17 protein-coding genes are annotated in these 23166 nt (G+C 68.4%); 7 read left to right on the top strand and 10 right to left on the bottom strand.

What is annotated here, in order from left to right; all coding sequences use genetic code 11:
* Positions 1 to 2: 2 nt before the first annotated feature.
* From GXW78_RS16825 to GXW78_RS16805, 5 genes are read right to left on the bottom strand one after another with little or no spacing between them, the layout of a single operon-like run.
* A complete protein-coding gene (locus GXW78_RS16825; protein WP_211869996.1) occupies positions 3 to 974 on the bottom strand; it encodes a Bug family tripartite tricarboxylate transporter substrate binding protein in 972 nt (323 codons plus the stop codon).
* A gap of 44 nt (positions 975 to 1018) precedes the next feature.
* Entirely contained in the window at positions 1019 to 1975 is a 957-nt protein-coding gene (locus GXW78_RS16820; RefSeq protein ID WP_211869995.1) for a branched-chain amino acid transaminase, read from the bottom strand.
* 14 nt (positions 1976 to 1989) lie between these two features.
* Positions 1990 to 4071, bottom strand: a complete 2082-nt coding sequence (locus GXW78_RS16815; protein WP_211869994.1) for a hydantoinase/oxoprolinase family protein — start codon at positions 4069 to 4071, stop codon at positions 1990 to 1992.
* The gene (locus GXW78_RS16810) at positions 4068 to 5030 is read right to left on the bottom strand and encodes a Bug family tripartite tricarboxylate transporter substrate binding protein (RefSeq protein WP_211869993.1); all 963 of its coding nucleotides are present in this window, start codon (positions 5028 to 5030) and stop codon (positions 4068 to 4070) included. Before GXW78_RS16810 ends, GXW78_RS16815 begins: the two co-directional genes overlap by 4 nt.
* Position 5031: 1 nt before the next feature.
* Positions 5032 to 6681, bottom strand: a complete 1650-nt coding sequence (locus tag GXW78_RS16805) for a hydantoinase B/oxoprolinase family protein (protein ID WP_211869992.1) — start codon at positions 6679 to 6681, stop codon at positions 5032 to 5034.
* A gap of 80 nt (positions 6682 to 6761) precedes the next feature.
* Between GXW78_RS16805 and GXW78_RS16800 the strand changes: the two genes are divergently transcribed.
* Complete coding sequence (locus GXW78_RS16800; protein ID WP_211869991.1) at positions 6762 to 7724, top strand: LysR substrate-binding domain-containing protein; 963 nt, start codon at positions 6762 to 6764, stop codon at positions 7722 to 7724.
* Here GXW78_RS16800 and GXW78_RS16795 read toward each other — a convergent pair.
* A complete protein-coding gene (locus tag GXW78_RS16795; protein WP_211869990.1) occupies positions 7690 to 13551 on the bottom strand; it encodes a hypothetical protein in 5862 nt (1953 codons plus the stop codon). The two genes, GXW78_RS16800 and GXW78_RS16795, sit on opposite strands and share 35 nt — an antisense overlap.
* A 251-nt stretch (positions 13552 to 13802) precedes the next feature.
* Between GXW78_RS16795 and GXW78_RS16790 the strand changes: the two genes are divergently transcribed.
* From GXW78_RS16790 to GXW78_RS16775, 4 genes are read left to right on the top strand one after another with little or no spacing between them, the layout of a single operon-like run.
* Entirely contained in the window at positions 13803 to 15161 is a 1359-nt protein-coding gene (locus GXW78_RS16790) for an ABC transporter substrate-binding protein (protein WP_211869989.1), read from the top strand.
* Positions 15158 to 16051, top strand: a complete 894-nt coding sequence (locus GXW78_RS16785; RefSeq protein WP_211869988.1) for a carbohydrate ABC transporter permease — start codon at positions 15158 to 15160, stop codon at positions 16049 to 16051. The genes GXW78_RS16790 and GXW78_RS16785 overlap by 4 nt, the downstream gene beginning before the upstream one ends.
* On the top strand, positions 16048 to 16914 hold the full coding sequence (locus GXW78_RS16780; RefSeq protein WP_211869987.1) for a carbohydrate ABC transporter permease: 867 nt from the start codon (positions 16048 to 16050) through the stop codon (positions 16912 to 16914). The genes GXW78_RS16785 and GXW78_RS16780 overlap by 4 nt, the downstream gene beginning before the upstream one ends.
* Entirely contained in the window at positions 16911 to 17975 is a 1065-nt protein-coding gene (locus tag GXW78_RS16775; protein WP_211869986.1) for an ABC transporter ATP-binding protein, read from the top strand. Before GXW78_RS16780 ends, GXW78_RS16775 begins: the two co-directional genes overlap by 4 nt.
* 358 nt (positions 17976 to 18333) lie before the next feature.
* Here the strand turns inward: GXW78_RS16775 and panB are convergent, their stop codons facing one another.
* The 4 genes from panB to GXW78_RS16755 form a co-directional block, all read right to left on the bottom strand.
* Positions 18334 to 19152, bottom strand: a complete 819-nt coding sequence (gene panB, locus GXW78_RS16770; RefSeq protein ID WP_211869985.1) for a 3-methyl-2-oxobutanoate hydroxymethyltransferase — start codon at positions 19150 to 19152, stop codon at positions 18334 to 18336.
* Positions 19153 to 19375: 223 nt separating this feature from the next.
* The gene (locus GXW78_RS16765; protein WP_211869984.1) at positions 19376 to 20293 is read right to left on the bottom strand and encodes a bifunctional riboflavin kinase/FAD synthetase; all 918 of its coding nucleotides are present in this window, start codon (positions 20291 to 20293) and stop codon (positions 19376 to 19378) included.
* Positions 20293 to 20874: an LOG family protein gene (locus GXW78_RS16760; RefSeq protein ID WP_211869983.1), complete on the bottom strand. Its 582-nt coding sequence runs from the start codon at positions 20872 to 20874 to the stop codon at positions 20293 to 20295. The genes GXW78_RS16765 and GXW78_RS16760 overlap by 1 nt, the downstream gene beginning before the upstream one ends.
* Before the next feature lie 4 nt (positions 20875 to 20878).
* On the bottom strand, positions 20879 to 21325 hold the full coding sequence (locus GXW78_RS16755; protein ID WP_211869982.1) for a MaoC family dehydratase: 447 nt from the start codon (positions 21323 to 21325) through the stop codon (positions 20879 to 20881).
* 118 nt (positions 21326 to 21443) lie between these two features.
* On the opposite strand from GXW78_RS16755, the gene GXW78_RS16750 reads away from it, so the two are divergent.
* Complete coding sequence (locus GXW78_RS16750; RefSeq protein WP_211869981.1) at positions 21444 to 22574, top strand: M20 family metallopeptidase; 1131 nt, start codon at positions 21444 to 21446, stop codon at positions 22572 to 22574.
* A gap of 271 nt (positions 22575 to 22845) precedes the next feature.
* Complete coding sequence (locus GXW78_RS16745; RefSeq protein ID WP_211869980.1) at positions 22846 to 23166, top strand: YnfA family protein; 321 nt, start codon at positions 22846 to 22848, stop codon at positions 23164 to 23166.

The following is a 23166-nucleotide window of genomic DNA, read 5'->3' as shown; positions in this document are numbered from 1 at the left end:
GCTTACCCTTCCACTCGGATGTTGGCGGCGCGGATGACCTCGGCCCAGATGCGCCGTTCGCTGGCGATCTCCGCCCGGAACGCTGCGGTGGAGGTGTCGGATTCGTCGATCAGCGATTCCGTCAGCCGCTGCCGGACCTCCGGCTTCGCGGTAACGATGCGCACCTGTTCGGACCAATAGGACACCCAGGCCGGCGACAGGCCCTTCGGACCCGCCACGCCCCACCAGGATCCGCCGACCATGCCGGGCAGGGTCGCGGCCATGACGGGCACGTCGGGCAGCGTCGGGTGCGGCTGCGCGGTAGCAACCGCGAGGCCACGCATCGCGCCGCTGCGGATGTGCTGCAGCGCTTCGGGCAGCAGCGCGAAATAGACGTCGATGCGGCTCGCCATCAGGTCGAGCAGCGCGGGCGCGCCACCGCGATAGGCGATGAAGTCCAGCTCGAACCCGCCGAGCTGCGCCATGCGCGCCGCCATCAGATGCGGCGAGGACCCGGCGCCGCCATGCCCGCAGGTCGTCCGGTGGGCCTTCGCATAGGCGACGAAGCCCGCCATGTCGCGGAACGGCGCATCGGGGCGCGCACACAACACCATCGCGCCCCGCCCCATGCCGCCGATTGGCGTCAGGTCGGTATCGGGATCGATCGGCATGGTCATGCCCGGCAGCACCGGGGAGACCGAGAGGTTGAAGCCGGATGCGATGGCCAGCACATGCCCGTCGGGCGGCGAATTGGCCACGGCCTGCAAGCCGATGAAGCCGCCGGCGCCGGTCCGGTTCTCCACCACCACGTTCCGCCCGAGCTGCGGCCCGAGCGCCTGCGCGACGATGCGCGCCATGGCATCCACGCTGCCGCCGGCCGCGAAGCCGACGACGAAGCGCACGTCGCGCTGGACGGGCTGCGCGCGCAGCGCCGGTGCCGCCAGCACGGCCGGCAGGGCGGCGAGCACAGCGCGCCGCGTCATGGTCTTGGTCATACTCGCCTCTCCTGTGTTCTTGCTTGTGTGCTGGCGCTTCGTTGTCAGTCGGCAGCCGTCTTCCGCGCGGCGTTGCCATAGATCGGGGTCAGCCAATGCCGATACCGCGGCACGGCGCCCGAGACGATGTCGAAATACAGCTTCTGGATGCGGCGCGTAAGCGCACCCGGCTTGCCCTCGCCGACATCGTAGTGGTCGACCGAGTTCACCGGCGTCACTTCATGCCCGCTGCCGCAGAAGAAGGCCTCGTCGCAGACATACAGTTCGGTGCGGTCGATTTCGCGCTCGATCACCTCGATGCCGAGCTCGGCCTGGATCGCCTCGATCAGCGTCTCACGCGTGATGCTTTCCAGGATGTCGGCGGTGACCGGCGGGGTGATGACCTTGCCCTTGCGGACCATCATGAAGCAGGCGCCGGGGCCTTCGGCGACCTTGCCGGCAGCGTTCAGCAGGATCGGCACCTGGTACCCGTTCAGCCGCGCATCGATGTAGGCGAGGCGCGAATTGTGATAGTTCGCGCCCGACTTGATGCGCGACGGTGAGGCGAGGTCGGAATTGCGTCGCCAGGTCGAGACGCAGGTTGAAACGCCGGTCTCGATCGACTTGGTGGACGGCTTGCTGAAGGCCAGGATGAACATGCCCGTCTTGATCTCGGAGGGCAGGTAGTCGGTCAGCTCGCCCTGGTCGAAATACACCACGGGGCGGAAATGCACCGGGCCGCGGTAGCCGCAGGCCTTGATCAGGGAGATGCAGGCTTCCTCGATCTCGGCATCGCTGTAGGGCACGGTCATGCGCATGATGCGCGCGCCCTGGCGCAGCCGCTCGATGTGCTCGGCATGGCGGAAGATGAACAGTTCCTGCTCGGCTTCCGACCAGTAGGCGCGCTCGCCCTCGAAGACGTTCTCCCCGCGGAGGACGCATTCGGTGGCGATGTGCATCGTCGCCTGTTCCCAGGGGACGAGCTTGCCGTTCATCCAGGCATAGGGTGCGTTCTTGGCCATGATGCTTTTCCCCCTCAGGCGGCGTCGGCCGCGTCGATGTCGATGACGAGATTGCCGTGGGCATCCAGGCCGAAATCGCAGTCGGGCCCGATGACAGTGGTGGATTCGCGTTCCTCGACCACCGCCGGCCCGCGCAGTGTCACGCCGGGCTGCATCCGGTAGCGGTCGTAGACGGCGCAGGGCTTGCGGCCGGTCTGCGGGAACCAGATATCGCGCTCACCCTTCTTCGCCGCGCCCTCGATGCTCGCGCCGAGCGTCGCCGGCACCGTCGGGCGGCTCGCGCTGGCGGCGAGGCGCCAGGACAGCACCTCGATCGGCAGCCCCTCGATACGGCGGTCGAACAGGCGCTCATAGGCATCGAGGAACGCCGCCTCGACGCTCTCGGGCGTCAGCGTATCGGGCAGCGGCACGGCGATGTCGAAGCCCTGGCCGACATAGCGCATATCCGCGCTGCGGCGGAACGCGACGTCGCCTTCCGCCGCGCCGGTCTCGACCAGCAGCGTGCGCGATTCCGCTTCCATCTCGGCGTAGTGCTTCGCGACCTCCGCCCAATCGACCGAGGACAGCCGGCGCACGCCGCTGCGCACCAAGTCGATGGCGGGGGCTGCGACGAGAAAGCCGAGCGCCGAGGCCACGCCGGCGCCCGCCGGCACGACGATGCGCCGCAGCTTCAGCAGCTTCGCGAGGCCATAGGCATGCACCGGCCCGGCACCGCCGAAGGCGAGAAGCGCGTAGCGGCGCGGATCACGCCCCTTCTCCGCGATGTACATGCGCGTCGCCGCGGCCATGTTCTCATTCACCACGGCGTGGATGCCGGCGGCGACCTGATCAACCGACATGCCCAGCGGGCCGGCGAGGTCGTCGCGCACCGCGGATTCCACCGCCTCGCGATCCAGCCCCATCTCGCCGCCCAGGAAGTAGTCGGGCGAGAGATAGCCCAGCAGCAGGTCGGCATCCGTCACCGTCGGGCGACGACCGCCACGGCCGTAGCAGACCGGGCCGGGCACAGAGCCCGCGCTCTCCGGCCCCACCGTCAGCAGCCCCATCGCATTCACCGCGGCGATGGACCCGCCACCGGCGCCGATCTCGATCAGGTCGATCACCGGCACCTTTAGCGGCAGGCCCGATCCCTTGCGGAACCGCTTCACGCGCGCCGCCTCGAAGGTCGAGGAATGCTCTGCCTCGCCCCCTTCGATCAGGCACATCTTCGCGGTGGTGCCGCCCATGTCGAAGGAGATCATCTCCGACAACCCGCAGGCCGCGCCGACATGCATCGCCGCCGTGGCGCCAGCCGCCGGACCGCTTTCGATGAGCTGCACCGGGTTGGAGCGGGCGTAGCGCACCGTCGCGGTTCCGCCGGCCGACAGCATCAGATGCAGCGGCCCGCGCAACCCGCGCCGGTGCAGTTCTTCCTCCAGCTTCGCGAGATACCGGTCCATCAGCGGCAGGACGTAGGCGTTCACGCAGGCCGTGTTGGCGCGCTCATACTCGCGGATCTCAGGCGCGACGTCGGATGATAGCGTCACCGGCACGCCGGGCAGTTCCTCGGCCAGCATCGCGCCGATGCGGCGTTCATGCGACGGGTCCAGATAGGAATGCAGCAGGCAGACCGCGACGGCCTCGACCTGCTGCGCCTTCAGCGCCTGCGCGGCGGCGCGCACCTCGGCCTCATCCAGCGGACGCAGGATGTCGCCCTGCGCGCTCAGCCGCTCGGTCACCGCATGGCGGCGCGGACGCGGCACCAGCGGCTCGGGCTTCTCCAGGGCGAGGTCGTAGAGATCGTAGCGCATCTCGCGCCCCATCTCGAGGTTGTCGCGGAAGCCCTTGGTGGTGATCAGGCCGATCCGCGCGCCCTTGCGCTCGATGACCGTGTTCGTCACCAGCGTCGTGCCGTGCACCACTTGGCGCACATCGTCGATGGTCGCCCCGGCCTCGCCCAGCAGGCGGGTGATGCCGTCCAGGATGGCGCGGCCAGGATCGTCCGGCGTGGTCAGCCGCTTGCCGGTCAGGACGCGGGACTTCGCCTCATCCACCAGGACGAAATCGGTGAAGGTACCGCCGACATCGACGCCGATGCGCAGGGAGGGAGACGTCATTCAGGCTTGATTCCTGCTGTCTGGACTACGTCGCGCCAGCGGGCCGTCTCGGCGGCCAGCATGTCGCGGAAGGGAGTGGGGCCGAGGGTCAGCCGTTCGAGACCGAGCGTCGGTAGGCGCGAGGACACTGATTCCGACGCCATGGCCGCCTGCAACGCCGTGCTCAGCGTGTCGACCAGCGGCGCCGCCATGCCTGGCGGACCGAGCACGCCCCACCAGAAGGCGGAGACGAGGTCGATGCCCTGCTCCCGCAGCGTCGGCGCATCCGGCAGTTCAGCCAGCCTGTGATCCGCCGCGACGCCGATCACGCGCATCTGCCCGGCGGCGACCAGCGGCGCGGCGGTCGCCATCGCCTGGATCATCGCCTGGACCTGGCCGGACAGCAGGTCCTGGATCGCCGCGCCGGTGCCGCGATAGGGCACATGCGTCACCTGCACGCCGCTGCGCAGTTGCAGCAGCTCGATCATCAGATGCGTGCTGGTGGCGACGCCACCGGAGGCGACGTTGATCGTGCCGGGCCGCGCCCGCGCGGCGGCCAGCATCTCGCGCGTGTCGCGCCAGGGCGCGTTCTGCGCGACGAGGATCAGCGCGGGTGCCGCGGCGATCGCCGCGATCGGCGTGAAATCGACGGCGGCCTGGAACGGCACCGGCCGGCCAGCCGCGGCCTGCAACGCGGGGATGGTGACGAGCGGCGTGTCGCCCAGCAGCAGCGTCGTGCCGTCGGGCGCGCTGCGCATCACCGCCTCGGCGCCGATCTGGCTGCCGGCGCCGGCGCGGTTCTCGACGACGACGGAGGCACCGCCCAGCGCCGCCCCGAGCGCCGGCGCGAGCAGCCGCGCCAGCGTGTCCGACCCGCCGCCCGGCGCGAAGGGCACGATCAGTCGGATCGTCCGCAGCGCCTGCGCGACGGCCGGTGTCGCGAGGCTGGCCGCGAGCAGGGCGCGGCGCGCGATCCTCATCTTAGCCGCGCCGACCATAGTGGCGCTGCGCGGCCTCGGGCGTGACATAGCCGTCCTCGACGTCGCGATCGAGCGCCGCGGGATCGCGCTTCGCCGGGTCGCCGTACCCGCCGCCACCGCCGTAATGCATCGTCAGCCGGTCGCCGGGCTGCAGCATCGACCGGCCCTTCGGATGCGGCTTGCGGCCGTCCTGCAACTGCGCGAGCGCCGGCGCGCCGGCCGCGCCGCCACCAAGGCCGCCCGCCGGGTGCTTCATGCGGTCGGACACCAGCGACAGGCGCACCGGCTCGTCGCTCATCACCTCGATCTCGACTTCCTGGCCGAGCCCGCCGCGCCACTCGCCCGCGCCGCCGCTATCGGCCAGCAAATCCTTGCGCCACACGACGACGGGCGTGCTGGATTCGAAGGCTTCGATGGAGCCCGACCCGGAATTCGTCGGGAAGGCCGTCGCGTTCAGCCCGTCGCGACCGGCGCCAGCGCCCATGCCGCCGCTGCCGAACAGCACCTGTGAGAAGCGTTCGCCACGCCGGTCGCGGCCGGTCGTCACTGGCCGCGGCGACGGCGAGGAGCTGTCCGCGATCACCTTCTCCGGCACAACCTGCGCGAGGCAGCCATAGATCGCGCCCGACAGGAACAGCCCCGTCAGATGCCGAGCATTCACCGCCGCGGGGTAGCGCGGGTTCAGGATCGACCCCTCCGGCGCCGTCACCGTCACGGCGCGATAGCTGCCCTCATTGCGGGGCGTATCGGGGTCCAGCGCGCATTTCAGCGGATAGACCGAATACGCATAGGTGTAGTTCATCACGCTGTTCAGCCCGCGCGCGATCTGCGCGGAGGTGCCAGCGTAATCCACCGTCAGCGTATCGCCCTTCACGGTCACCGCGCACTCGATGCGGGTTTCCATGTCCTCATAGCCATCGGCGTGGATCACATGGTGCCAGGTACCGTCGGGCAGGGCGCTGATCGCCTTGCGCATCGCCGAATCCGCGCGGGCCTGGAGCGTGGCGGACAGCTCCGTCAGGTCTTCGAGGCCGGTATCGTCGAGGAATTCCAGCAGCCGCCGCGCGCAAACCGACTGCGCCGTGACCTGCGCCGCGATGTCGCCCATCACCTGGTCGGCGACGCGGACATTCGCGCGGATCATGCGCGTCAGCTCGCGGTTCTCTTTCCCGCCGTCATACAGCTTGGTCGGCAGGATGCGGATGCCTTCCTCCAGCACTTCCTGGCAATCGGCCGACCACAGCACGCCGCCGATATCCGGCATGTGGGAGGTCGCGCCCGCGAAGCCGACCAGCTTGTCGCCGCGGAACACCGGGGAAACGGTGGTGATGTCCAGCAGATGCCCCGTCGCCATCCAGGGATCGTTGGTGATCAGCACGTCGCCGGGCTTCAGCTCCTCCTTCGGGATCTCGGCCAGCATGTGCTTCAGCGTGCGCGGCAGCAGGCCGACGAAGCTCGGGATGCCGATCGAATTCTCGGCCAGGCTCGCGCCCTCCGCATCCATCAGCACGGTCGCGAAGTCGTTCGATTCCCGCACGATGGTCGAGAAGGACGTGCGGTGCAGCGCCGCGGCGGCCTCGTCGGCGATGGAGATCAGCCGGCTCCACAAAATCTGGAGGGTCACGGGGTCGAAGCGGCCGGCGTCGGTCATGCAGGGCTGGTCCTGTGTTTCGGAACGAAGTCTGGGCGGAGTCTGGCGGCACGTGCAGATGCCGGATACTGTGCCGAGCCATGAGCCCAGGTAATGGCGTGGCCGGGCTGCCCCTGGCCTCCCTTCGTATTTTCGACGCTGCGGCGCGGCATCTCAACATGGGCCGGGCGGCGTCCGAGCTCGGCATCACGCAGGGTGCGGTCAGCCGCCAGATCAAGGCGCTGGAGGACCGGCTGCAGGAACCGCTGTTCCGCCGCGGCCCCCGCGGACTGCGGCTGACCGAGGCCGGCGACCTGCTGGCGGACTACGTCCGGCGCGGTCTCGACCAGCTCGAAACCGGGCTGATGCGCATCGGCCAACCGCGCAGCCGCACCACGCTGGTGATCAACGCGCCCCGCACCTTCGCGATGCGCGTGCTTGCCCCGCGCATCGACGATTTCGTCCGTCACCATCCCTGGATCGACGTGCTGCTCGAAAGTCACCGATATTTCGTGCAGCTGCATGGATCGGATGTGGACGTCGCCGTCCGCACCGGTACGGGCGACTGGCCGGGTCATGTCGTCGAGCCGCTGACGCGCGAGGTGATGTACCCGGTCTGCGCCCCGGCGCTGTGGACCGAGCAGGCACGGGCCCTGCCGGCCGCGGAGTTCCTCGCGCGGCATACGCTGCTGCACTACGCGGAGCGGCCACATTGGGCGAACTGGCTGCAGGCGGCGGGGCTGGACCCGAAGCTCGCCGGATCAGGGCCGCGTTTCGATGAAACGGCCCTGGCGCTGGCCGCCGCCGAAGCCGGGCAGGGTCTCGCCGTGACGTGGGGCGTCCTGGTGGACCAGGCGATCGCCGAGGGCCGGCTGGTGCGCCCCTTCGCCGCCGTGCTGGACGACGGCACCGGGTATCACCTCGTCATGACGGAGATCGCGGCCGGGCGGTCCACAGTCCGGGCCTTCGCGGCCTGGCTGAGGCGCAGCCTGCGCCTCGCCGAGCGCGAACCGGCGGCGGAGGCGACCGCTACGCCAGCCAGCCGCTCCCCGCCGCGCTCGTGAAATCGAGCTGGACGACCATGTCGTTGTAGTCCTGGTCGCCGCCGCCGTGAACGTCCTCCCACCCCCAGGTGTTGAGGCCGTAGTTCCACAAATGGCCGACATGGCGCCCCTCGGCCACCTCATTGGCCTGGGCGAAGGCGTAGAAGTCGTGGCCGTCCGAGCGCAGGCGCATGGCAACGAGGTCGCCGGCATCCACGTCCAGAAGGCGCGCCTCCCCATACTCGCCATAGCCGGGCCCATCGACCCACGTGCCGCCCGCAGCGGTCGCATAGGCGCGCGCCAGGGTCGCGGCCTCATAGCCGGCGTCGCCCGGCGCCAGGCCATCGACCGTCCCGGCGAAATCATCGACGCGATAGAACAGCAGGGAACTGTCGTTCACGCCGTTCTGCCGGATGCGCACGATCGCGACCTGATCATCCGCGGCGCCGGCGGTTTCCGCGACCGCGACGGCGCGGGCCGCGCGCACCGCCTGACCATCCGACATGAAGTCCACGAAGCCATAGGCATTGGACAGCGCGGCCTGCGGCGCCGCCATGTCGACATTGTCGAGGGCAAGCAGGAAGGTCGCCTCCGCCGTGAGCTGCGCTTCCAGCGCCGTGCCCTGGGACTGGCGATCGAAAGCGACCACCAGCGCCGATGAGAAATGCGGCTGCAGAACCTGCTGGGCGAATTGACTGGACCAGGCATAGGCATCGCTCGCGCCGATCTCGAGGGCGCGGATCTCGTCACCCGCGCGCACACGGACCGTGCCGCGCGCGGTCAGCATCGGCTGGATGAGGAGCGACTGCGCGACCGTCGCGGTCCAGCCGCTCTCCTCCCCCGCCGTCAGCATCGCCGGCGTGTCATCGTTCATCTGCGCATGGGCGATGGCGGTCAGCGCGCGGGCCAGCAGCACACCATTCGGCGAACCGAGGCCCGTGACATAATCGTAGCCCCGTCCGGCTTCGTAGCCGAGGCCAGTCGGCGTGATCTGGTTGGTATCCTCGGGGATCGCGACGAAGGGGTCGGTCGCGGAGGTATACTCTCCGCCCCAGTTGAAGGACGCGATGTTGTTGCCGAGGGTGATGTCGTTGAAGGATGCCGGCGCCACCACCGCCGCGGCATAGAGCAGGTCGTTCATGTAGCCGAGCCGCGGCAGGCCCTGGTCCAGGAAGATCGTGTTGATCTGCGCCGCCAGCGCCGCCCAGAGGGGCGCCGCGGCGCTGGTGCCGTAGCCGCCGGACCAGTCGGTCGGCGGCAGGGTCAGGTCGCCATTCGGCGTGTAGTAGGTGAGGTTGCCGCCCGATGCCGCCGACACATCCGGCACGCCGCGCCCGCCATCGCCCGTCGCCGCATCGACCGGATCGAGCCCGTAATCCGACTGGTAGGACGGCGTCGGCGTCGTCACGTCCACACCGCCGACGCCCGCCGCTGCATCATAGTAGCCGGCGCCGGCAGGGAAGGTCGTGCCGTTGAGCACGATCTGGTTCCACACCGTCTCGATGGTGCGGGACAGGGCCGTCGCTTCCTGCGGCAGATCGGTCATGCCGGCGGCGACCAGCATGCGCAGCGTCGCGAGGTCGCCGGCGGTCGCCTGCGCGATGATCGTCGAGAGCGTCGGGTCGCCGGCCGCGGTGCCGGCCGTGCTGAGGGAGGTGCCGCCGACCAGCACCGCATAAGGGCTGGTATGCGCCTGGATGACGTTGGTGAGGCCGTTCGGGATGCTGTCGCTCGATCCGCCATCATCGGCCGCCGAGAACAGCGTCATGTTGCGCAGCGCGGCGTCCACGAACAGTTCGCGATAGGCGGCGAGATAGGGCGAATCCGGCGCGCTGGACACGAAATCCATGAAGGAGGAGGTCAGGATGCCGGGATTGTTCTCCAGGTCCCAGATCGCGCTCTGGAAGGCGGAATAGTAGGTCCGCTGGTCGTTCCCCGAGCCGACATAGAGGCCGAGATTGGCGTTGGGGTTGATGGCGGTGAGGATGCCGACATCCATGCTGCGCTCGCCGGCATGCGCGTCGCTGTAGGTCGTGCCGCCATTGGCGGCGACATAGTAGCGGAAGGGCGTGGCGGCGTTGTCGATGCCGAGCGACGCGCGATAAGCCTCGAAGGCGGCCTGGAAATAGCCCTCGGGGGAGCCCGCCGGCACGGCATCGCCGATCAGCGGTTCCAGCACGCCGATCGTGCCGGTCACCGCCGCCGGATCGAGGATCGGGAAGTTGTAGAGCGCGGCGATCTGCTGCGGTGTCAGCGCCGGCGCGCCGGTATTGGCGTTGCCGATGCTCTGCGCGCCCTGGGGCGGCGTCCAGGGCGTGCCCTGCGCCACGTTGTCGACGATCGGGATGGCGTTGCTGTCGAGCCAGAGCGCCGCGACCGCCGAGTTCCAGCTTTCGGGCACGGCCAGGTCGCCGTTCCAGAACAGCGTGCGGCCGCGGTCGTCATTGTTCCCGGCAAGGAGGTCGGCGCCGAACACCTCCTTGAACTCGTGGGCGTTGAGCTCGACCCAAATGGTGCGCGAGGCGGCGGAGGAGACGTAGCCGTCATCCTCGCCGAGCACGGTGATGCCCTGGTCCTGCAGATCCTGGAGGATGGCGTCATAGGCCTGCTGGTCCGCGCCATAGGTGGTCCAGAGCGTGCCATCCGCTTCCATCGCGGCAAGCGCCTTCTGGCGGTCGGCCCAACCCATCTCCAGCAGCGCGGCGGGATCGTTGGCGCGCTGAAGCATCAGGCCCATGACGATCTTGCCCTCGCCCGCGGCGGGGGAGACCTCCTCCGGCGTGTAGCCGAAAGCCGCGGCGGGGTCGGTCTCGTTGGTGTAGGACCAGCCATTGGCGTCGAGGAAGGCGGAGTCCGCGATCTCCGTCCGTGCTTCGTGCGCCATGTGGATGCGGGTGCCGCCATCGTCATCCGCGCCGACGATGAAGCTGTCGCCCAGGGTCCAGGCCGGCAGCGTGAAGGACGCGACGGCCGCACCATTGCTGTAGACGGTCAGCAGGTCGTTGGTCGGGTTGAAGGTGACGGCGGCCGAATTCGGGTCGAGGTCGGTGATTTCGAGCCAGTCGCCGAGCGTGAAATCGGTCAGCGTCGCGCCGTTCAGATTGGCGAGCGTGCCCTCGATCTCGTCGTCGCCCGGCCCGCCCGTCACGGTGGCGCCACCGCCGACCGGACGGATCAGGTCGTTGAAGACCGTGCCGTGGATGTATTCGCCGGCGCTGTTGCCCTCGATCAGATACTGGCCGTCCGTGTCCAGGCGGTAGATCGTGATGCTTTCCGGGACGGTGTCGGTCCAGTAGGTCGCCTGGTGCGGCCCGATATAGCTGGTGTCGCCGCGATACTGGATGTTGTCGTACACGGTGATGACGTTCGCGCCGCCATCGGGGTCGGGCGTCACCTCATAGATCGTGGTGGTGTGCCAGTTCAGATAGGCCCAGCCATCGTCGGTATCGACGCTCTGCCAGCCCATGCGCACCACGTCGCCGGGCTGGACCAGCGTGGACCAGTCGGCGACCGGGTCCTCTACGCCGTTGTGGACGATGCGCCAGAAGCCGCCCGAGCGGTTCTCCATAGGGTCGTTGCTGAAGTTCTGGTACGGCATGGTGGCGCCAAGGCCGGCCGCCACATTGTCCGCGATCCAGTTGCAATTGTCGTAGTTCTGGACGTCGTTGTAGATGTTCCAGTAGGTCGCGACGGAGTTGACCATCGCGGATGGCCCGACCGGCGCCTGTCCGGCCTGGTAGGTATTCACCAGCGGATCGACGCTCCACATGTTGTAGCGCGTGATCTGTGTGGCGTTGCCGGCCGTATCTGTCGCGGTGGTGACGGCGAACCAGGCATTGGCGGGTATCTCGTTGCCGACGAGGAACTCGACCTCGTCGATCTGCGAGGCGTCGATCTGCGCCAGCGATGCCGTGTCGGCTGTCACGCGCGTGCCGTTGACATACCAGGCGGGATCGACGCCCGCGCCGGGCGGTGTCTGCTGCGGCTGGCCCCAATAGGATTCATTCGGGCCCGACTGCTGGTCCGTGGAGGCAATGGACAGCGTGAACCCCGTGAAGCCCGCCGGCACCTCGCCGAAGGCGTTCACCAGAAGCTCGCGCAGCGTCACCTTCTCCGTCGCGGTGCCCAGCGCGGCGACGGGGATCGACAGGTCGACGGTCAGCGGATCGTTGACGTAGGTGATTTGCGTGCCGCCATTGCCGTCCGCATGGACCTGGAAGTTGGTGCCCACGTCGGAATCGAAGACCGTGCCGGCCCAGACCCAGACGCTGCCGACCTCGGTCTGGTCGTTGTAGAGCGTCAGGACGCCATCCCCGGAATCGTACACGCCGCGATTGGCGACGATGTTCTCGACGATGATGACGTCGCCCTGCTGGAATTCGTTGATCTGGGCCTCGAAGGTACCGAGGTCGCCGAGGATCAGCGTGCCCTTGTGGTCGCCGAAATGGATGGTCTGCCGGTCGCCGACGGCACCATCGATGCTGACGACGCCGCCATCGACGATGTCGATCAGCCCGACGCCGTCGAGCGAGGCATCCTGATCCAGCACGAAGCGGCCGAGCACGGTGATCAGCCCGTCATTGGTGACGTCGCCACCGGCGAAGACCATGGTGCCGGACGGCCCGACGAGGAAGCCGGTGTTGTCGATCAGCAGCGACGCATCGCTGTCGAGCTGGAAGGTCAGGCTGCCCAGCCGCGACAGGACGGACACCTCGCCGAGGAAGGTATTCGCGCCCGACAGCTGCACGACGCCGTGCTGCGCATCGCCCGTGACCGAGATCGAGCTGGGCTGGTCGAGCGTGAAGTTCGTGACACTGAGCGTTCCCGGATCGGCCACGTCGCCGCCCAGCACGAAGGTCATGTCGTGCACGGCGCCGTATTGCGCGACGCCATCCGCATCGATGGTCGCAAGGCCACCGTCGATGACGGCCTTGTCTCCCGCAACCGGCATCGACGCCGGTGCCGAGCCCTCGGTGGTCCAGTTCGCGTCGTCGAACCAGGCGCCCGTGCCGCCATTCCAGACCCGCGTCGCGTCGGAGGTGTAGACACGGGTGCCGCCGCTGGCGACCAGTTCGGGGTTGAGCGTCAGTGTCTCGACCGGCGCGTCCACCGGGATGACGGCGACGGTCGTGCCCCGGGCCAGCAGCGTGAGCGTCTGACCGACGGGGTCGTAGGTGGCGGTGTCGATGTCGGCGCCGGGCACGGCGATGACGTCGCCCGGCCGCAAGCCCGACAGCGTGGCCTGGAAGGTGCCGGGGTCCGGCAACGTGATCACGCTGGTCGCATCCGCGAAGACGATCGTCTGATCGCTCTGGATCGCGCCGGCGGCGTAGAGATGCGCGCCCGCGGCAAGTGTGACGGTGCCGCTGCCGGATGCCGCGCCGAGGTTCAGCCCGCCGCCACTGATCGACACCGCGCCGTCATTCACCACACCCTGCGCCACGTTGAGCATCAGGAACTGGCCAGGCCCGGCCGTCACCTGCGCCCCGGCCTCGATCGTCAGCTGCCCGATCCCATTGATGTCGAACGACCCGCCCGGTTGCGCGGCCTCGATGGTCCCGGCCAGGGACAGCGTGCCATGGACGTGGATGGCGGCTTGGGTGCCCGTGGCGACGAAGGTCGTCGTCGCCGTGGCGACATTGGCATTGGAGAAGATGATCGTCGCGGGATTGCTGGAATCGCTGGAATTCAGATTGATCGTCAGCCCGTCCAGCGTCACGCCGCTCGCATTCACGCTGCTGGCCGGGATGGTCACGGTGTCGCCGCTGGCGGGCACGCCCGGCGGGCTCCAGTTGTCGGGCACCGCCCAGTTGGCGCCACTGGCCCCGACCCAAAGCTTGTCTGCCATGCTGCTATCCCCGGCGTTTCGCGTACCCATCGAAGCGGGGGTCGCGCAATGGCGCGACGATAGCCTGCCAGGTCATGCACGCTAACAGCGATTGTGCAGCCGCGAGATCGCTTCAGAGATGACGAAAGCGTGGGGTCCGCGGCGGCGTCGGCATTGACCGCTGGCGCCCGCGACCCATACGCTTTGCGCAACAAAGGCGCGGCGCCTCCCTCACGGGCGGACGACCAGCCGAGAGGGAAGGAACCGACATCATGACGCTTCGTCTGACGCGCCGTGGGGCGCTGGCGGCCGGCCTGGCCACGGCTGGCACGACGCCGCTCGCAACGCCCGCCTATGCCCAGACACGGGAGCGCGTTGCCCGGGTCTGGGGCGAGCCCGGCCCCTATATCGGCGTCTTCACCAACGGGCTGAATGAGTGGGCGCAGCGCAACGCGCCCGGCCTGCGCTTCGAATCCGAGCAGATCGCCTGGGATGCGGTCTACACCAAGCTCGCCACGGACCTCGCGGCCCGCCGCCCGCCGGCGCTGATCAGCGTGGAAAGCCCGATCGCCTACCAGCTCGCCGCCGAGGGACTGCTGGAGCCGCTGCAGGACGTGAACACCGCGATCCGCGCGCGGGAACGGCTGGTCGAGGGCTTCACCGTCGATGATTTCGGCACCTGGAAGGGCACGCAATACGCCGTGCCGCTGCATCACCAGGGCTGCCTGTTCATCATGCAGGACGATGCGCGGCAGGAAGCCGGGCTGTCCGACCCGACCAACTGGACCTGGAACGATCTGCTGAACGGTGCCAAGGCCATCCAGGCGAAGCGGCAGGGCAGCGCCGGATTCACCATGGCGCTCGGCCGAAACCTCTGCGGCGACTACCACATCCAGCAGCTCATCTGGCAGGCAGGCGGCCAGACCTGGGATCCCACCCGCAGCTTCGAGACGACCTTCAACAGCCCCGCCACCATCGAGGCCTATGAGTTCATCAAGGAGCTCTACGCGACGATGCCGCGCTCGGCGGTGGAGTTCAGCTTTCTGCAGGTCGTGGACCAGCATGTGACGGGCCGGACCGGCAGCAGCTTCTACTGGGGCCGCACCATGGGCCGCGCCTTCGACGAGGCGAAGCCGATCTACGAGAAGATGGAGTACTACCTGAACCCGGCCCATCCGCGCACCGGCGCGCGATGGTCCTGGACCGACATCAACGGCTTCATCATGCCGCGCCAGAACAACCCCTTCATCCGCGAGGCGAAGGAAGCGATGGCGCATGTGATGAACAGCACCGAATGGATGGTGCGCTACGCCAACAGCCTGTTCCCCAATGTCGGCCCGGTCTTCAAGGACCAGGCGACGGCGCCCGACCTGCTGAACAACCCGATGTACCGGGAGAAGAAGCGCAGCGTGGACGTGATTTTCACGGGCTTCGTCCCCTACGCCTGCAACTCCGGCCATGAGCTGAAGAAGGGCATCAATCCGCTCGCCGGCATCGGCCACGGCCGCAACGTCTGGTCGCAGGTCGCGCAGCGCATCCTGGTGAACAACGAGAACCCGCGCGCCGCGGTGGAATGGGGCCATCGCCAGTTCGAGGACATTCGCCGCGAGAACCGGCGCCTGCTCGGATGAAGTTTCGCCTGTCCGACCGCCAGGTGGGGGTGCTGTTCATGCTCCCCCTCATCCTCGCGGTCGCGGTCTTCCTCGTCTGGCCGATCGCCGAGGCGGTGCGGCTTTCCTTCGTCCGCTACAACCCGCTGCGGCCGGACGACCAGCCCTTCGTCGGGCTGGACAACTACCTGTTCGTGCTGGAGGACCCGCTTTTCTGGGAAAGCTTCTGGCAGGCCATCGTCTGGACCGGCTGGTCCACGGTGCTGCAGGCGGTGATCGGCGTCGGGCTCGCGATGCTGCTGCACCAGCCGCTGAAGGGCATGAACGCCTTTCGCGGATTGCTGCTGTTCCCCTACATCGTGCCGACGGTCGTTATCGCGCTGAACTGGCGCTGGCTGTTCAATTCCGAGATCGGCATCGTCAACCACCTGCTGATGTCTGCCGGCGTGATCGACGACCGCATCGCCTGGCTGTCCACGCCGACCATGGCGATGACCAGTGCCATCCTGCTGAACGTGTGGAAGTACACGCCCTTCGTCGTCATCGTCGTGCTCGCGCGGCTCCAGACCATCCCGACCGAGCTGTATGACGCGGCGAAGGTGGACGGCGCCGGTGCCTTCCGCCGCTTCCGCGACATCACCCTGCCTCAGCTCGCCGAGGTGCTGGCGGTGGTGATCGTCTTCCGCACCATCTGGACCTTCAACAAGTTCGAAGAGATCTACCTGCTGACACGCGGCGGGCCAGGGACCTCGACCTACAACCTCGCGCTCTATGCCTTCGACCAGTCGATCGCCAATCTCCGGATGGGTGTCGGCGCCGCGGCGGGCGTCATCATGCTGCTGCTGCTCCTTGCCGGGTCGATGCTCTACATCCGCGTCTCGGGCTTCGGGCGGGAGGACAAGGCCGCATGAGACCCTGGGCCGCCGCCATCCTCTATGCCGTGCTTGGCGCCATCACCTTCGTGGTGTGCTTCCCGCTGCTCTGGGCGATCTCGACCAGCCTCAAGCCGAAGGACGAGATCTTCCGCTGGCCGCCGACGCTGTGGCCGGAGAACATCACCTTCGAGGCCTATCGCGAATTACTGTTCGGCGGTTCCGTCGCGAGCGCGCCTGGCGCGGGCGTCGCGCCCTCGGCCTACTTCCTGACCTGGTTCGGCAACTCGATCATCGTCTCGGTGGGGTCGACGATCATCTCCATCACGGTGGCGACGCTCGCCGCCTATTCGCTGACGCGCTTCCGCTTCTGGGGGCAGCGCGCGGTGCCCTATATCGCCATCCTCGGCTACATGGTGCCGAGCGTGATCTTCGTCTTCCCGATGTTCTTGACGATGGTGTCGCTCGACCTGACGGACACGCTGTTCTCGCTGATCCTCGGCTATGTCTGCATCACCCTGCCCTTCTGCCTGTGGCTGATGTGGGCGTTCTTCCGCGGCGTGCCGATCGAGATCGAGGAGGCCGCGCTGGTCGACGGTGCATCCCGCCTCCAGGTGTTCCGACAGATCGTGTTGCCGGTGGCGCTGCCGGGCATCATCGCCGCGTCGATCTTCTCGCTCATCGTGTCCTGGAACGACTACCTGTTCGGCCGCGTCTTCATGAACACCATGGAGAACCTGCCGCTGACCGTCGGCGTGATGCATTTCTTCGACGGCACCCATGTCGACTGGGCCCTGATGATGGCGTCATCCGTGCTGATGACGCTGCCCATGGCCATCCTGTTCGGGTTCATGCAGCGCCATCTGGTGGCGGGTTTCGGCGCGGGGGCGGTGAAGGGATGACGGATGTCGTTGTTCAGGGGCTGTCCAAGTCCTTCGGGTCCAACCATGTGCTGAAGGCGCTGGACCTGCGTGTGCCGTCACGGCAGTTCGTGACGCTGCTGGGACCGTCGGGCTGCGGCAAGACGACGCTGTTGCGGATGATCGCCGGCTTGGAGAAGGCGACCGCCGGCGAGATCCGCTTCGGCGACCGTCGCGTGGACACGCTGCCACCGGGCGAGCGCAATATTGCGATGGTGTTCCAATCCTATGCGCTCTATCCGACGATGGATGTGGCGCGGAACATCGGCTACGGCTTGGAGGTCCGCGGCACGCCGAAGGCCGAGAAGCAGGACAAGGTCGGCGCCGTCGCCAAGGTTCTGGAGATCCTCCATCTGCTGACGCGTAAGCCGAAGCAGCTTTCCGGTGGCCAGCGGCAGCGCGTGGCCCTCGGCCGGGCTATGGTACGCCGGCCGGACATCTTCCTGATGGACGAGCCGCTGTCGAACCTCGACGCCAAGCTGCGCGCCACGATGCGCGGGGAATTGCGCCGCTTCCACCTCGATCTCGGCACCACGACCATCTACGTCACGCACGACCAGCTCGAAGCCATGACCATGTCCGATCTGGTCGTGGTGATGAACGAAGGCGTGGTGCAGCAGATCGGCACGCCGGAGGAGGTCTACGGCAAGCCCGCCAACCTGTTCGTCGCGGGCTTCATCGGCACGCCGCCGATGAACCTGATCCCCGCGCGGTGGGAGGACGGCGCGTTGTCCGTCGCGGGAACGGCACTGCCTATCACGCTGCCTGCGGGTGCGCCGGCCGACGTCATCCTCGGCGTGCGCCCGCAGGATGTGACGATCGTGCCGGCCGGCACACTGGGATCGATCCCGGGCAAGGTCTGGATCGTGGAACTGATCGGCAGCGAGCGGCTGATCGAGGTGGAACTGGCGCCGAAGCTCCGTGTCACGGCGGAGGTGCGGGCATCCCACCGCGCCGCGATCGACGATGCGGTGGCGATCCGGCCGGACCCCGACAACCTGCATGTGTTCGATCCGGCGACGGGGATGGCGATCAGCGGCTGAGGTTCTTCGTTGGAACCGCGAGGGGCGAAGCCCCATTCGCGCGGAGACTGGCGATAGCGGTCGGATCAGGAAGGGGCTCTGCCCCTTCCCGAACCCCACCCCGGCAAAGGCCGAAGGGCCTTTGCAAACCTTGACCTGGCACTTCGCGCGCAGGGCAGGAGTATCGTCATGACACGGCATGCGCATTGAAGGGGTTTGAGATCAGCAGAATCGGCCTCCGCGCTCGGCGCCAAGTCCTGGCGGTCCAGGCCATCCATGGCCTGGCGGGGTGAGGTTCGGAGAGGGGCGGCGCCCCTCTCTGATTCGACATTCGCGCCTATGGCACTTCAACCGCTCCGTAGCGCAGCGCCGCCGCCGCTCAGGCCTTCATCGAGTAGACCTCGGCCGCCCCCGGAAAGCTGCGATCGGCCACAGCGCGCGCATACTCGGCGATCGCCTTGTCGGCGGCTTCGCCGAGCCCGCCGAACCGCCGCACGAAGCGTGGAACGCGTGGCGAGAAGCCGAGCATGTCCTCGAGCACCAGGATCTGTCCGTCGCACTGTGCCGAGGCGCCGATGCCGATGGTCGGGATCGGCACCGCACCCGTGATCTTCGCGGCGAGCGGCTCGACGAGCCCTTCCAGCACCACGGAGAAGGCGCCTGCTTCGGCCACGGCGGCCGCGTCGGCCTCGATCGCCGGCCAGTCCGCCTCCTGGCGGCCCTGGGTGCGGAAGCCGCCGATCGTCATCACCGATTGCGGCGTCAGGCCAATATGCGCCATCACCGGGATGCCCCGTGCGGTCAGGAAGGCGATCGTGTCCGCCATGCCGACGCCGCCTTCGAGCTTCACCGCGGTGCAGCCGGTCTCGCCGAGCAGCCGGGCGGCGTTGCGGAAGGCCTGCTCGCGGCTTTCCTCATAGCTGCCGAAGGGCATGTCGACGACGACCAGCGCCTTGCGTGCGCCGCGCATCACGCTTCTGCCATGCAGGATCATCACGTCGAGCGTCAGGCCGAGCGTCGAGTCCATGCCGTGCTCGACCATGGCGAGGCTGTCGCCGACGAGGATCACATCGGCATGCGCATCGACCATCCGCGCGGTCAGCGCGCTGTAGGCGGTCAGGGCGACGATGGGGCGGCCGCCCTTGCGGGCGAGGATGCTGGGGACGGTGGTTCGCTTGTCGGTGGGATGGGAACTCATGCCGGCGTTTCCTTGGTAGAGCTACTCGACGATCAGGCGCGGTCGCGCCGCCCGATCGTGTCAGCCCTGGCGCGCCAGTGGAAGCGCGGGGCCGACCATTAGCGTGCTTCGCGGTCGGCACACTGGTGCACACCACCGTCAGAGGGAATCATCCGGTCGCGTGACGATGCCCGCGAAGCAGAAGGCTGAAGGCGGTAGCGTGCGTGCAGAGAACGCGCATGCCCTACGCCAGCGCGGCCTTCGCATCCTCCACGTCCTGTGCGATCGCGGCCTTCAACTCCTCCAGCCCCGCGAACTTCGCGTCGGGCCGCAGGAAGCGCACCAGCCGAACGCCGATCTCCTTGCCGTAGAGATCACCGCCATAGTCGAAGATGAAGGTCTCGAGCCGGGTCTCCGGGTCGCCGCCGAGCGTCGGGCGGCGGCCGACATTCGCAACCCCCTTCGCTTCCGAGCCGTCCGGCAGCGCCACCGTCACGGCATAGACGCCGCGCGCAGGCTCGAGGTGCCGGCCAAGCCACATATTCGCCGTGGGCCAGCCGAGCACACGGCCCAGCTTGTCACCATGCACCACGGTGCCGCGAACTTCCCATGGGCGCCCGAGCTTCTCGGCAGCCCGCTCGGGGTAGCCGTCCTGGAGCAGCCGGCGGATGAGCGTGGAGGAGATGGCCTCCCCGTCCTGCATCACATGCGGGACGATGGACAGCCCCATGCCGCGCTTCTCGGCCTCCCTTGCGAGGAGTTCCACGTCACCGCCGCGGCGGTGGCCGAACGCGAAATCCGCGCCGCAGGCGAGATGCTTCGCGCCGATTCCCCGGTGCAGCACTTCCTCGACGAAACCCTCGGCAGGCATCGCGGCGAAGGCGTCGTCGAATGGCAGTGCGAAGACGATCGCCGCCCCCGCCGCTTCCAGCGCCGCCGCCTTCGCCGGCAGCAGCGTCAGCCTGAAGGGCGGATCGTCGGGGCGGAAATGCTCGCGCGGATGCGGCTCGAAGGTGAGGGCGGCGAGTTTCAGGTCGGGCCGCGCCGCGTGCGCCGCGCGCAGCACCGCGGCATGGCCGAGATGCACGCCATCCATGTTGCCCAGCGCGACGGTGGCGCCGCGCGCCTGGGGCGGCACCCGGCGCCAGTCGGTGATGATCATCACGCCTCGCCCGGCAGCAGCCAGCGTGGCACGACCGGCGGCGTGAAGGTCGCGAGCCGGTCGAGCGCCGCCTCGGGATCCGGCGCGAGCAGCGCCATGGCGCGCATGTCGGCCTTCAGGAGCCCTTCCTCGGTCATGTGGTCCAGCATGGCCATCTGCTTCTGCCAGAAGCCCAGCGTATCGACGAAGACCACACCCTTTCCGTGGATGCCGAGCTGCAGCCAGGTCAGCGCCTCGACCGCTTCCTCCAGCGTGCCGTAGCCGCCGGGCAGCACGACGAAGCCGTCGGACAGCTCGGCCATCATCGCCTTGCGTTCGTGCATCGACCCGACGACGCGCAGGTCCATCAGGTCGCGGCTGCCCGCCTCCCGCACGACCAGCCCGTGCGGGATGATGCCGATGACCTCGCCGCCGGCGGCGATCACGGCGCGGGAGACGACGCCCATCAGCCCGACGGCGCCGCCGCCATAGACGAGGCCGAGGCCGCGCTTGGCGATCGCCCGGCCGAGGGCCTCGGCGGCCTCCGCATAATCGGGGCGCGACCCCATGGAGGACGCGCAGAACACGCAGACACGACGCATGATGCTACTCCGCCGCCTGGGCCGCCGCCTGCGCGCGGGACGGGACGGAGACATAAGCCTCCCCTTCCAGCACCGGCTTGCCCTTCACGGTGCAGATGGTGCGCAGCGTGGCGCGGTGCTTCTCGGCATGAAGCGCCGTGACCTCGACGGTGGCCGTCACCGTTTCCCCGATCCGCACCGGCGCGCGGAACTGCAGGCTTTGCGAAAGGTAGATGGTGCCGGGCCCGGGGAGCTGCGTGCCCAGCACTTTCGTGATCAGCCCCGCGGCGAGCATGCCGTGGGCGATACGCTCCTTGAAGATCGAGGTCGCGGCGTACTCGGCGTCGAGGTGCATCGGGTTGGTGTCGCCGGTCACGGCGGCGAACAGCACGATGTCAGCCTCGGTGACGGTCTTGGAGAACTTCGCGGTCATGCCGACGGAGAGGTCCTCGAAGGCGTAGGATTCGGCCATGAGCGGCGGAGGCCCCCTGCTGCGCTGCGGCAGGGTCGTTAACGGCCCTGTCCAGGATGGACAAGAGAAAACCCCGCTGCCAGAAGCCCGCCCAGCACAGCCCAGGGATACCGCCGCCATGCCCCAGACCCAGCTTGGCTCCTCCGAACGCATCCTCGATGAACTCAAGGGCTGGGTGGTGCATGAGACGCCGACCACCGATCCCAAGGCAGTGAACGGGCTGATCGACAAGGCGCAGGCGGAGCTGGCCGCGGTCGGAGCGGCGCTGGAACGAATGCCGGGCTATGACGGCTATGGCGACACGCTCATTGCCCGGACGCCGGGTGAGGGTGCGCCTGTCGTCGTCGCCGGTCATCTCGATACAGTGTGGGACCACGGCACGCTTGCCACCTCCATGCCGTGGAAGGTGGATGGCGCCAAGGCACACGGCCCTGGCATTTATGACATGAAGGCCGGGTCCTTCTTCGCCTTCCATGCCGTTCGGGAGATCCTTCGCCAGAAGGTGAAGACGAAGCGCCCGATCATCCTGCTGCTGACGCCGGATGAGGAAGTGGGCAGCCCGACATCCCGCGCGCCGATCGAGAAGGCCGCGACCGGTGCGCGCGCCGTGCTGATCCCGGAACCTGCCGGCGGCCCGAACGGCGCCTGCGTCACCGCGCGCAAGGGTGTCGGCCGTTTCGTGATGAAGGTGCACGGCGTGTCAGCCCATGCCGGCGGCAACTGGCAGGACGGGCGCAGCGCCGTGGTGGCCCTGGCGCGGAAGATCCTCGAGATCCACGACCTGACTGACCTGCCCGGCGGCACCACCACCAACGTCGCGCCGATCTGGGGCGGTACGCGCCCGAACGTCGTTCCGCCCGAGGCCGGCTGCGAGATCGACTGCCGTGTCGCGACCGTTCCCGACGGTGAGCGCATCGAGCGCCTGATCCACGCCATGGCGGGGGAAGCGCACGGCATCCGCATCGAGGTGACCGGCGGCATGAACCGCCCGCCGATGGTGGAGACGCCCGAAATCACGGCGCTCTACGAGATGGCGCACGGTATCGCGGCACGGCATGGCTACACCCTGCCGAAGCAGCATCGGGGCGGCGGGTCGGATGGCAACTTCACCGCGGCGATCGGCGTACCAACGCTGGACGGGCTGGGCTGCACAGGGGCAGGCGCGCATGCGCCGTTCGAGCACGTGCTGTGGCAGGACCTGGCACCGCGCTGCGCGACGCTGTGCGAGCTGCTTGAGAGCATCGATTGAGGTTGCGCGGCGGGTTGTTGGAGAGGGGCGCCGCCCCTCTCCAAGCCACTCCCCGCCAAAGGCCGAAGGGCCTTTGGAAACCTCGATCTGGCGCCGGGCGGGCAAGGCGCCGGCCACGGCAGTGCGCCCATCACCAGGAAGCAACCACCGTGCACGACGACACCTTGTCGTGCCCAACGAACCGTATGGCCCAGCACCAAGTTGAGGTTTGCAAAGGCCTTTCGGCCTTTGCTGGGGTGGTCTGGAGGGGCAAAGCCCCTCCAATGCGCCCGTGATCCTGATCTACACCCTTGCCGCCATCGCCGAGATCGGTGGCTGCTTCGCCTTCTGGGCGGTGCTGCGTCTCGGCCGCAGCCCGTGGTGGCTGGTCCCCGGCGTGGCGGCGCTGATTGCCTTCGCCTGGCTGCTGTCGCGCGTCGATGCCGCCGCCGCCGGGCGCGCCTTCGCCGCCTATGGCGGCGTCTATATCGCCGCGTCGCTCGTCTGGATGTGGCTGGTGGAGGGCGTCCGGCCGGACCGCTGGGATGCCATCGGTGCCGCACTGTGCCTGACCGGCGCCGCGGTCATCCTGCTGGCGCCGCGCGGCGCCTGA

It is taken from the genome of Neoroseomonas terrae (assembly GCF_018129025.1).
In the GTDB taxonomy this organism is placed as follows: Bacteria; Pseudomonadota; Alphaproteobacteria; order Acetobacterales; family Acetobacteraceae; genus Neoroseomonas; species Neoroseomonas terrae.
The sequence above is the reverse complement of the archived record's forward strand: the minus strand, read 5'-3'. Positions and strand labels throughout refer to the sequence as shown.